Origin of the sequence: Nonomuraea longicatena (genome assembly GCF_039525605.1) — a bacterium.
GTDB lineage: Bacteria > Actinomycetota > Actinomycetes > Streptosporangiales > Streptosporangiaceae > Nonomuraea > Nonomuraea longicatena.
Window position 1 is genome coordinate 19038 of the sequence record NZ_BAAAHQ010000032.1, and the last position, 10723, is coordinate 29760.

At 68.9% G+C, this 10723-nt stretch carries 13 protein-coding genes; 10 read left to right on the forward strand and 3 right to left on the reverse strand.

Annotation, left to right across the window (positions count from 1 at the left end; all coding sequences use genetic code 11):
* Nucleotides 1–4: 4 nt before the first annotated feature.
* The gene (gene pdxR / locus ABD120_RS27110) at nt 5–1366 is read right to left on the reverse strand and encodes a MocR-like pyridoxine biosynthesis transcription factor PdxR (protein ID WP_343952916.1); all 1362 of its coding nucleotides are present in this window, start codon (nt 1364–1366) and stop codon (nt 5–7) included.
* Nucleotides 1367–1433: 67 nt separating this feature from the next.
* On the opposite strand from pdxR, the gene ABD120_RS27115 reads away from it, so the two are divergent.
* Nucleotides 1434–2306 carry a DMT family transporter gene (locus tag ABD120_RS27115; RefSeq protein WP_343952917.1) on the forward strand — a complete coding sequence of 291 codons (873 nt, stop codon included), beginning with the start codon at nt 1434–1436 and terminating at the stop codon, nt 2304–2306.
* Here the strand turns inward: ABD120_RS27115 and ABD120_RS27120 are convergent.
* Complete coding sequence (locus tag ABD120_RS27120; RefSeq protein WP_343952918.1) at nt 2272–2397, reverse strand: hypothetical protein; 126 nt, start codon at nt 2395–2397, stop codon at nt 2272–2274. The two genes, ABD120_RS27115 and ABD120_RS27120, sit on opposite strands and share 35 nt — an antisense overlap.
* 164 nt (nt 2398–2561) lie before the next feature.
* On the opposite strand from ABD120_RS27120, the gene ABD120_RS27125 reads away from it, so the two are divergent.
* The 6 genes from ABD120_RS27125 to ABD120_RS27150 all read left to right on the forward strand — a co-directional run bounded on the left by ABD120_RS27125 (nt 2562) and on the right by ABD120_RS27150 (nt 6970).
* Nucleotides 2562–4202 (forward strand): fumarate hydratase, encoded by a 1641-nt coding sequence (locus tag ABD120_RS27125; RefSeq protein ID WP_343952920.1) that lies wholly within the window; start codon nt 2562–2564, stop codon nt 4200–4202.
* 198 nt (nt 4203–4400) lie between these two features.
* Nucleotides 4401–4631 carry a hypothetical protein gene (locus tag ABD120_RS27130; protein WP_343952922.1) on the forward strand — a complete coding sequence of 77 codons (231 nt, stop codon included), beginning with the start codon at nt 4401–4403 and terminating at the stop codon, nt 4629–4631.
* Nucleotides 4628–5143, forward strand: a complete 516-nt coding sequence (locus tag ABD120_RS27135; RefSeq protein ID WP_343952923.1) for a DUF6879 family protein — start codon at nt 4628–4630, stop codon at nt 5141–5143. The genes ABD120_RS27130 and ABD120_RS27135 overlap by 4 nt, the downstream gene beginning before the upstream one ends.
* Nucleotides 5067–5981 (forward strand): helix-turn-helix domain-containing protein, encoded by a 915-nt coding sequence (locus ABD120_RS27140; RefSeq protein WP_343952924.1) that lies wholly within the window; start codon nt 5067–5069, stop codon nt 5979–5981. The genes ABD120_RS27135 and ABD120_RS27140 overlap by 77 nt, the downstream gene beginning before the upstream one ends.
* 274 nt (nt 5982–6255) lie before the next feature.
* Nucleotides 6256–6471 (forward strand): DUF397 domain-containing protein, encoded by a 216-nt coding sequence (locus ABD120_RS27145; protein ID WP_343952925.1) that lies wholly within the window; start codon nt 6256–6258, stop codon nt 6469–6471.
* Nucleotides 6472–6550: 79 nt separating this feature from the next.
* Nucleotides 6551–6970: a hypothetical protein gene (locus tag ABD120_RS27150; protein WP_343952926.1), complete on the forward strand. Its 420-nt coding sequence runs from the start codon at nt 6551–6553 to the stop codon at nt 6968–6970.
* Between the two features lie 56 nt (nt 6971–7026).
* Here the strand turns inward: ABD120_RS27150 and ABD120_RS27155 are convergent, their stop codons facing one another.
* On the reverse strand, nt 7027–7215 hold the full coding sequence (locus ABD120_RS27155) for a DUF5999 family protein (RefSeq protein WP_343952934.1): 189 nt from the start codon (nt 7213–7215) through the stop codon (nt 7027–7029).
* A gap of 439 nt (nt 7216–7654) precedes the next feature.
* Here ABD120_RS27155 and ABD120_RS27160 point away from each other — a divergent pair, with 439 nt between their 5' ends.
* The 3 genes from ABD120_RS27160 to ABD120_RS27170 form a co-directional block, all read left to right on the forward strand.
* Complete coding sequence (locus tag ABD120_RS27160) at nt 7655–8263, forward strand: superoxide dismutase (protein ID WP_343952927.1); 609 nt, start codon at nt 7655–7657, stop codon at nt 8261–8263.
* A 70-nt stretch (nt 8264–8333) separates the two neighbouring features.
* Entirely contained in the window at nt 8334–9443 is a 1110-nt protein-coding gene (locus tag ABD120_RS27165; protein WP_343952928.1) for a serine/threonine-protein kinase, read from the forward strand.
* 35 nt (nt 9444–9478) lie between these two features.
* Nucleotides 9479–10723, forward strand: a 1245-nt coding sequence (locus ABD120_RS27170; RefSeq protein ID WP_343952930.1) for a serine/threonine-protein kinase, incomplete at its 3' end; no start/stop codon positions are given.

Here is a 10723-nt window from a genome sequence, read left to right on the forward strand (position 1 = left end):
GCGGTCAGTCCCTAGTTTGTCCAGACATACGGACTTTCAGTCCCCGGGCCACGTCGTCCGCCCGATGGGCGGGCAACCTGGCGAAACCCACCACGACGGCGGGCGGTCCGGGCGCGAACCGCATCGGCTCGACGGCCTCCGCCGCCAGCCCCAGCTCGCGCGCCGCCGCCACCGCGGCGGCCTCGTCCCAGTCGGCGGGCAGGTCGAGGTAGGCGTGCAACCCGGCCTCGATGCCCCGCACGCGGATCTCGGGCAGATGCTCGGCCAGCGCGCCGACCAGGGCGTCCCGGCGCCGCCGGTACTCCCTCCTGGTACGCCGCAGGTGCCGCTCGTAGCCGCCGGTGCGCAGGAAATGGGCCAGCGCGTACTGGTCGATGACCGGCGAGCCCAGGTCGGACTCGCCGCGCACCCGCCGGACCGCCGCCGCCAGCGGCGCGGGGGCGGCCATCCAGCCCAGCCGCAGCCCCGGCGCCAGCGACTTGCTGACGCTGCCCGTCAGCACCACCCGGTCGGGCGCCAGGCCCTGAAGGCAGCCGACGGGGTCGCGATCGAAGCGGAACTCGGCGTCGTAGTCGTCCTCGACGACAAGTTTGCCCCAGGCGATGAGCGCCGCCCGGCGGGCGGGCGAGAGCACGACGCCCGTCGGGTAGTTGTGCGCGGGGGTGAGCAGGACGGCGTCGGCGCCGCTGGCGGCCAGCGCGGCCACGTCGACACCCTCGTCGTCGGTGGGGACGGGCACCAGGTCGGCGCCGCCCCGCAGCAGCAGGGGGAACTGGCGGTGACTGGAGGGATCCTCGACAGCCAGTCGGATCCGGCCGAGCACCTGCAGCAGCAGGCTGAGCCCGTGGGCGACGCCGCCGATCACGACGAGGTCGTCCGGGCGCACGTCGGCGGCCCTGACCCGGCGCAGGTATCCGGCCAGTTCCTCACGGAGTTCGGGGACGCCGCCCGGGTCGGCGTAGTCGAGCGCGTCGGCGGGCAGCGTGCCGAGCACGTGCCTGACTGCGGCCAGCCAGCGTTCGCGCGGGAATCCGCCCAGGTCGGGCGAGGTGGCTCGCTCCTGGTAGTCGTTGGGGCGGCCGCGCGAGCCGGGCCGCTCGCGCGTGCTCCGTCGCCCGGCCGGAACGTCGGCGACCCGGGTGCCGTGGCCCACCCTGGAGATCAGGAAGCCCTCCGCCACCAGTTGCTCGTACGCCTCGACGACCACGCCGCGCGAGAGCGCGAGGTCGGCGGCCAGGTCGCGGGTGGCGGGCAGCCGGGCTCCCGGCGCGAGGCGGCCGTCGCGGACCGAGGCGCGCAACTCGGCCGCGAGCTGGGCCGCCAGACCGCCTTTCCGCCGGTCGAGGTTCAGGTGGAGGTCAGCCATATTGGTCCTTGGTAAAGCTCGGCGATTGGACTCTTCTGGAGAACCATTCTGTTCCTAGCATGCTGCTATGCGGAACGGGGTCATCGGAGCGGCTACGGCGATGTTCATGCTCGGCACGCTCGCGGCGGTATCCGACCTGATCAAGGACTATCCCGTGTACGGCGGGCAGGCGCTGCGCTACCTGCTCGGCGCGGCCGTCCTGCTGGCCGTGACCAGGCTGCTCGGGCTGCGCTGGGTACGGCTGACGCCGCGCGAGACGTTCTGCCTCCTCGGCGTGACGCTGATGGGGATGGTGGTCTTCAACATCTGCGTGATCGAGTCCACCAGGGACTCCGGGCCCGCGCTGGTCGGGACCGTGCTGGGGACCGTCCCGCTGGCGCTGGCGCTGGCCAGCGGGCGCCCGGCGCCGAGGCTGCTGATCGGCGCCGTCGTCGTGGTCGGCGGCGCCACCCTGGCCACCGGGCTCGGCAGCGGCGGCGTCGGCGGGCTGCTGCTGGCGCTGGTCGCGCTGGCGGGCGAGGTCGCCTTCTCCCTGCTGGCCATCCCACTGCTGCCCAAGCTGGGGGCGATCCGGCTGTCGGCGTACTCGGTGGCGCTGGCCGTGCCCATGCTGGCCCTCACCGGGTTCGCGGTCGAGGGTACGGCGATGCTGCGCATGCCCACCGCGCCCGAGGCGTTCGGGCTGCTCTACCTGGCCCTCGTCGTGACCGTGCTGGCCTTCTTCCTCTGGTACAGCGCATTGCCGAAGCTCGGCCCCGGACGGGCAGGGTTGTTCGCCGGGCTCATCCCGGTGGGCGCGATCGTGACCGCGTTCGTGCTGGACATCGCCGTGCCCACGGCGTACGACCTGCTGGGGGCAGGGCTGGTGATCGCGGGCATTCTCGTGGGGCTCACGGCGGGGCGGCTCAGCGCTTCAGAGTCGGCCACTGCCCGCCCTTGATGCCCTTGAGGACGATGAAGACGGTCGCGAAGGCGATCGCGCCGATGACGATCAGCCCGATGGCCGCGACGACGAAGTAACCGGCTTGCATGGCGGCCTCCCTCCTCTATGAAGGAGAACACTCCCAACACATCCCCAGCTATCCCGAAAAATCGGTATTTACCGTGGTTTGCAGGACTGTTTGCGACGGGGCGGCTGGCAGGGGCGGGACTTGCCCGGGCGTACCCTCTAGGGGACCGAAAGGATCGGAGAACCATGCCCGAGTTCGTCTACACCGACCTGCTGCCGCTCGGCCCCGACGAGACCGAGTACCGGCTGATCACCACAGAGGGGGTGCGGAAGGTCGAGGCGGCCGGGCGGACGTTCCTGGAAGTCGATCCAGAGGCGTTGCGGCTGCTCACCGAGACCGCGATCCACGACATCTCCCACTACCTGCGCGCCTCACACCTCGCCCAGCTGCGGAAGATCGTCGACGACCCCGAGTCCAGCGGCAACGACCGCTTCGTCGCCCTCGACCTGCTCAAGAACGCCTCCATCTCGGCCGGCGGCGTGCTGCCGATGTGCCAGGACACCGGCACCGCCATCGTCATGGGCAAGCGCGGCAGGCACGTGCTCACCGACGGCAGGGACGCCGAGCACATCTCCAGGGGCGTCTACGACGCCTACACCAGGCTCAACCTGCGCTACTCCCAGATGGCGCCGCTGAGCATGTGGGAGGAGAAGAACACCGGCAGCAATCTGCCCGCCCAGATCGAGCTGTACGCCGAGGGCGACGACAGCTACAAGCTGCTGTTCATGGCCAAGGGCGGCGGCTCGGCCAACAAGTCCTTTCTCTACCAGGAGACGAAGGCGGTGCTCAACGAGAAGCGCATGCTCGCCTTCCTGGAGGAGAAGATCCGCTCGCTCGGCACCGCGGCCTGCCCGCCGTACCATCTGGCGATCGTCGTGGGCGGCACCAGCGCGGAGTTCGCGCTGAAGACGGCGAAGTACGCCAGCGCCCGCTACTACGACAACGTCCCCGCGGAGGGCTCGCCGGACGGGCACGGCTTCCGCGACCGCGACCTGGAGCGGAAGGTCTTCGAGCTGACCCAGCGGCTCGGCATCGGCGCCCAGTTCGGCGGCAAGTACTTCTGCCACGACGTGCGGGTGATCCGCCTGCCGAGGCACGGCGCCTCCTGCCCGGTGGCCATCGCGGTCTCCTGCTCGGCCGACCGGCAGGCGCTGGCGAAGATCACCCCGGAGGGCGTCTTCCTGGAGAGGCTGGAGACCGATCCGGCCCGGTTCCTGCCCGAGACGACCGACGAGCACCTGTCGGACGACGTCGTACGGATCAACCTCAACCAGCCGATGGCCGACATCCTCGCCGAGCTGACGAAGTACCCGGTGAAGACGCGGCTGTCGCTGACCGGGCCGCTCGTCGTCGCCCGCGACATCGCCCACGCGAAGATCTCCGAGCTGCTCGACGACGGCGGCGAGATGCCGCAGTACCTGAAGGACCACGCCGTCTACTACGCCGGCCCGGCCAAGACCCCCGAGGGCTACGCCTCCGGCTCCTTCGGTCCCACCACGGCGGGACGGATGGACTCCTACGTCGAGAGGTTCCAGGCGGCGGGCGGGTCCATGGTCATGCTCGCCAAGGGCAACCGTTCGAAGCAGGTGACCGAGGCGTGCCGCAGCCACGGCGGTTTCTACCTCGGCTCCATCGGCGGGCCCGCCGCCCGCCTGGCCCAGGACTGCATCAAGAAGGTCGAGGTGCTGGAGTACCCGGAACTCGGCATGGAGGCGGTCTGGCGGATCGAGGTCGAGGACTTCCCGGCCTTCATCGTCGTCGATGACAAGGGCGAGGACTTCTTCACCGACAAGACGGGACCGGTGCTCGGCATCGGCCGCCGCTGAACCTCACAGGCCCGAGAGCGCGTTTCCAGGGAGGTCTCTGGAAACGCGTTGTCGTTTCAGACGGACATGGGCTCGCGGTGGGGGCCCACGATCGTCCCGTCGAGTCCGTCGCAGGCATGGCGTAGGTGTTGACTCGGACCCCCGGCTGGGTCACGCTCTTGGGAGGCGGCAACATCTCGCAACACAACGGAGTGTGTGATGCGCGTCGAATTCGTTTGCAAAGACCCGGCCAGCAACCCCAATCAGTGCCCTGCCTTCTACTGGACCGATCGAAGTAGCCTGCTCGTTCAAGGGTGGGTGGTCACCGACCCCGAAGCGCTCGCGGAGCTGGTGAACCTGGCGCCGGACGAAACCGTGGTCGAGATCCCCGAACGGCTCTTCCTTGAGTTCCTCGCCCACTACCGGGAACGCCAGAAGGCCGCTTCGTGACCGTCACTCAAGAAGAGTTCGACTCCCTGCTGTCGAGCTTCGGGGTGAGTGCCGTCCACCTGGAAACTCGGGACGCGTACGGCACTGCCGCCGAACTGCCCCACATGGCGAAGTGGGCCGCCGGCGAGAAGGACGACCTTGAGTGGCTCCAAGACTGGTGCGCGACTGTCCGCGACCACGTCGAGAGCGGCCGATCCATACGCAGAGCACGAATCGTGTCCGAGCCGTTGAGCGACTATCAGCGGTGGTCGCACAGCATCGCACACCCGATGGTCGGCGCAGGCGAGGACATCCGGTGGGTTCCTCGGCGGTTGGTCTCGTCCGTCCCCCTACCGGGAAACGACTTCTACCTCCTCGACGGCAAGCTGATCGTCTTCCTGCACTACTCTGGGGACGGCCTGGTCGTCGGCATGGTGAAGTCTGTCGATCCGGGCGATGTCGCACTCTGCAACAGCGCCTTCGAGGCGGTATGGAAGCTGGCCGTTCCCCACCGTGAGTACACGCCGACTTAGTCCCGCCAAGAAAGCCGCCATCGACCTCGGTGAGCGCCTTCGGCAGCTACGCACAAGCGCCGGGTTCTCGCAGCGGGCGCTGGGGCAGGCGACAGGCTGGCATTTCACCAAGATCTCGCGCATGGAGAACGGCGGCAAGTCACCCACCGAAGCCGAGATCAGACTGTGGTGCCGGCTCTGCCATGCGGAGGGGGAGATCCCCGACCTGGTGGCCGGCATGCGCGCACTGGAGTCGATGTACAGAGAGCACAAGCGGCAGACCAGGGCCGGAATGAGGCGGCTTGTGCGTTCGTCCGTGCCGCTCTACGAACGCACCACGAGCTTCCGAATCTACGAACACAACGCCATCCCCGGACTCTTCCAGACGGCGGACTACGCGGAAGCGATGCTCTCCTTCTGGATCGGCTTCCTCGACACGCCTAACGATCTTGATGATGCCGTTCGCGCCCAGCAGCGGCGTCAAGGAGTCGTTCGGCAGCAGGACAAGCGGTTTGAAGTCGTCATTGAGGAACAGGCGCTACGCACGCTGTTCGGCACGGCGGAGACGCAGGCCACCCAGTTGGAACGGCTGCTGGAAATCCTGGAACTCCCCAACGTCCTTTTCGGGGTCATCCCCATGATGGTCGAAAGACCGTGCGTCGCGAGCGTAGGATTTTGGATCTTCGACCACGAATCCGTCCAGATGGAGACCCCATCGGCGGCCATCGAGGTAACACGGCCGGGAGAGGTCGATCTCTATGTGCGCATGTTTGATCTCCTCGCATCGGTCGCCGTCTACGGGGAGTCGGCGCGGACGTTGATCGAAGCCACGGCCCGAGAGCTGCGGGCCATGAATTGACGCAACATTTCGCAACACCCTAGCGCGCGTGAACCCAACGCTCCTACCGTCGAGGCATGACAGGAACGCACACCACGGCGGCGGCGCCGACCACAACCCTGGACGGGCTTCACGGCCTTCGAGGGCAGGACCCGTAAGCGCTCGTGGCTGTGGGCCGCCTCGCTACCCATCAACCCACTGTCCGAGGTCGGCTCGCACGGTTCACGGCCGGGTGCGCCTTCCGGCCGTGTGCACACGTCGGGCCGTCCGCGCCCGACGAGAGGAGGGCAGACAGATGGATCTGTACCGCTTGGACCTCGGTGACCTGGTGTTCCGCCGCCTGTGCGGCGGCAACAACAACGAGAACGGCGAAGGCGAGTCCTGCGTCGAGATCGCCCCGATCCCGGGCGCTCCGAACTCGTTCGCCCTGCGCGACTCGAAGAACCCGGATGCCGGGACGCTCCGGTTCACCGGTGACGAGCTGCGCGCCACCGGGATGACGACCATCTAGGAAAACCGCCTCCACGGCTCTGCCCGGCCGCGTCGGGCAGAGCCGTCTCATTTCACCGTGACATGAGCAAGGGGACCTGTTGCACTGGCATGCCTACACCTGGAACGGCAACGGGCAGGACCTGGCCCGCGAGTCAGAGCGCCGCCCCACCTCACCGGACTTCCCCACCTCGCCGCTACCACCGATGCGTACAGGCGACTGGCTGCTGAAGCCTCTCCAGATCATCGCCGAGACCTTCAACGACGAGGCCCAGGCCGTTGCGTGGATGGAGCAGACGTACATCCCCCATCGGACGGCAAGCGACAAGATCCCGTTGGAGGCTCGTGCTCTCCTGGCCGGTGACCTGCTACCGCGCGGCGTTGACGTCCAGTGGGGCGTCTGGCTGACCGGAGGCCGCTTCCTCACGGTCGGTGTGATCTGCTGCCCGAACCGGCACGTGAGCCATCCGTGCCCGCTCACCGACAGGACGGGACCGGTGCTCGGTATCGGCCGCCGCTGAACCTCGCAGGCCCGAGAGCGCGTTTCCAGGGAGGTCTCTGGAAACGCGTTGTCGTTTCAGACGGACATGGGCTCGCGGTGGGGGCCCACGATCGTCCCGTCGGGGAGCAGCAAGCCTGTGTCCTCGAACAGCACCACGCCGTTGCAGAGCAGGCTCCAACCCTGGTCAGGGTGAGCGGAGACCACGTGGGACGCCTCGCGGTCGGCGGAATAGGCATTCGGACAAACAGGCCGGTGACTGCACATCATGCACCTCTCAGATGAGCTCCTGTGTGGTTATCGCGTTGGCGGAAGGACGCGCTCACGTCCTTCAACGAGGTTCGGCGGCTTCCAGGTTCCGCTCTCACTTACATTCTGACGCTCCTGGAAACTGGATTACTCCGCCCCCTGTCATGGTGGGCGAGCGTTCTTGCCGTCCGCATGCAGAACGCTTGCGCAGGCGTTCCCTCCATGGGCCAGTGTCGGCCCCCCGAAACGGTTCCGCACCTTCCAACAAGCGCACTCGTCCGGGCATGGCGACGGCGCGGACGGGAGACCCGGCCGCGCCGTCTGGACCAAACTGAACTCTTGCCATCATGCTGTAGTTGCGAATGGTTCGCAAGAAGCTGGTCCTAGGTCGCAGGTCTGATGCAGGTGCGAGCTGCTTGCAATAGTGTCGCCATGGAGCGATCTAGAAGGAGGACCCATGGGGGAGTACAAGCTTCCTGACATGCCCTACGACTACGCGGCCCTGGAGCCCGCCATCACCGGCGAGATCCTGGAGCTGCACCACGCCAAGCACCACGCGGCGTATGTCAAGGGCGCCAACGACACCCTGGAGCGGCTCGCCGAGGCCCGCGACAAGGGCGAGTTCGGCGGCCTGGTCGGCCTTGAGAAGACCTTTGCCTTCAACCTGTCCGGCCACGTCCTGCACTCGATCTTCTGGGAGAACCTCTCCCCCGACGGCGGCGACCGTCCGGACGGAGCACTGCGCGACGCGATCGACGAGCACTTCGGCACCTTCGAGGCCTTCCAGAAGCAGCTCACGACCGCCACCGCGGGAGTCCAGGGCTCCGGCTGGGGCATCCTCGCCTGGGAGCCGCTCGGCCGCCGCCTGATCGTCGAGCAGGTCTACGACCACCACGGCAACGTCGGCATGAACTCCACGCCGCTGCTGGTGTTCGACGCCTGGGAGCACGCTTACTACTTGCAGTACCGCAACGTGCGCCCGGACTATGTCGAGAAGCTGTGGAGCCTGATCAACTGGAATGACGTGGCCGCCAGGTTCGCTGACGTCACAAGTCAGGCGAGTTAACTGAAGTTCGCAACGAATTATCGGCCCGGCCTCTACTGGTCGGTTTACACAAATAGGTAAGCTGCCTGCCATGCGTGCGCCCGCCGGATACCTCCTAGCCGCGCGCTACCGGTTGCTGGAACCGGTCGGCCGCGGCGGCATGGGTACCGTTTGGCGAGCACACGACGAGCTGCTCGACCGTTATGTGGCGGTCAAGGAAGTGCGTCTTCCCGCCGTTCTCGACGAGGAGCTCCGCGCGGAGCTGTGCGCCCGCACCGAGCGTGAGGGCCGGGCCACCGCGATGGTCGCCCACCCGTCGGTCATCACCGTCTTCGACGTGGTCACCGAGGACGACCGTCCGTGGATCGTGATGGAGCTGCTCCAGGTCAGGTCCCTGGAGCAGCTCATCCAGGACTACGGCCCGCTGCCGCCGCGCCGGGCCGCCGAGATCGGGCGGCAGATCCTCGGCGCGCTGCGCGCCGTCCACGCCAAGGGCATCCTCCACCGCGACGTGAAGCCGAGCAACGTGCTCGTCGGCGACGACCGCGCCGTCCTCACCGACTTCGGCCTGGCCGCCCTCGAAGGCGATGTGTCCATCACGCAGGCGGGCATCGTCCTGGGCTCGGCCGGATACATCGCCCCGGAACGGGTGCTCGGCGCGAAGGCCAGCCCCGCCGCCGACCTGTGGTCGCTCGGCGCGACCCTCTACACCGCCGTCGAAGGCAGGGGCCTGCACGGCAGGCGTACGGCCGCCGCCGCCCTGGCCGCGCTGACCAGCGGCGAGCCGATCCCCATGGCCAAGGCGGGCCCGCTCGGCCCGGTGCTCGACGCGCTGCTGCGCATCGACCCGGAGACCCGGCTCGACTCCGTGCGCGCGTCCCTGATGCTCGCCCGGGTGGCGGCAGGGGGTTCGGCCGAGGAGCCGTTCGCGCCCCGCCGGGCCGTACGGCCGACGCCCGTGATCAGCGCCCCGTCCTTCGCGCGCAGGCCCGCCCACCGCGGCCTCCACCGGGCCGAGGCGACGGCGGCGGCGCTCGCGCTGCCCATGCCGAGGACCGAGCGCAAGCCCGGCGAGGGCGTGCACCGCAGGCGGGTGGAGCCCCGGCCGGTCCCTTCGGCTTATGCCCGCTTCAAGGCGGCGGTGATAAAGTTGCTCCTCCCCCGGCGGCTGTGGCCTCGGGAACTTCGCAAGCGAGGTTAAAGCACTTCCCAAGCAAGAATCGATATCTTCTAGGCATGCCGGAACAGCAGCCGCGACTGCTCGCGGATCGCTACGAGCTCATCACCCCCCTCGGCCGGGGCACGATGGGCACCGTGTGGCGCGCTCGCGACCGGGCCCTCGGCCGCGAGGTCGCGATCAAGGAGATCCGCCAGGACCGCGGCCTCACCGAGGAACAGCGGGCCGAGCTGCGCGAGCGCATGGTCAGGGAAGGCCGCACCGCCGCCAAGGTCAGCCACCCGTCCGTGGCCGCCATCCACGACGTGATCGTCCAGGACGACCGTCCGTGGATCATCATGGAGCTGGTCGAGGCACGCTCCCTCGAACAGGTCATCGACGAGGAGGGCCCGTTGCCCCCTCGGCTCGTGGCCGAGATCGGCGTCGACCTGCTGGGGGCGCTGCGCGCCGCCCATGCCCAGAACATCACCCACCGCGACGTCAAGCCCGGCAACGTGCTCATCACCGAGAGCGGACGGGTGGTGCTGACCGACTTCGGCATCGCCAAGGTGGAGGGCGACACCAAGCTCACCAAGACCGGCATGGTGATCGGCTCGCCCGGCTACACCGCGCCGGAACGCGCCCGGGGCGAGTACACCGGGCCGGAGTCGGACATCTGGTCGCTCGGCGCGACCCTGTACTTCGCCGTCGAGGGGCGTCCGGCGTACGAGCGGCAGTCGATCGCCGAGACGCTGGCGGCGCTGCTCAGCGAGAGCGCCGACGCGCCCACCCAGGCCGGACCCCTGCGGCCCGCCCTCACCGGGCTGCTCCACAAGAACTACAAGCAACGGCTGACTGCGGCCAAAGCGGAGACGATGCTCAGAATGGTCGCTGACACGCCCACGAACGAGATTCCCGCCGTCACGGACTCCGGCGCCCCGCCCCGGAATCGTCCCCAACAGGGCCAGGACCCCGACCGCACCATGATGGTCGCCCGCCCCAAACCCGCCCCAGGACAGTCCGGCGGCCTGGGTGCCGCCGACGGCCCTGTGGGCACCGGCGGGCCCGGAGCGTTCGCGGACCGCCCGGTTCAGAGCGGCGCGGGCGCCTTCGGCGGCGGCACGCCTTCGGGCGGACCCGGCGCCTTCGGCGACAACAGCTCGCCGGGCCCTGGGGACTTCGGCGGCAACAGCTCATCGGACGGACCTGGAGCCTCTGACGGCGGCGGGGGTACGGGCCGCCCGCCGTCGTCGGCCGCGCCTCGCGGCGGGGTCGCCCGCGGTCAGGCGCCGGGGGCTCCGCCCGTGCGGGGCGGCGGGCAGCCG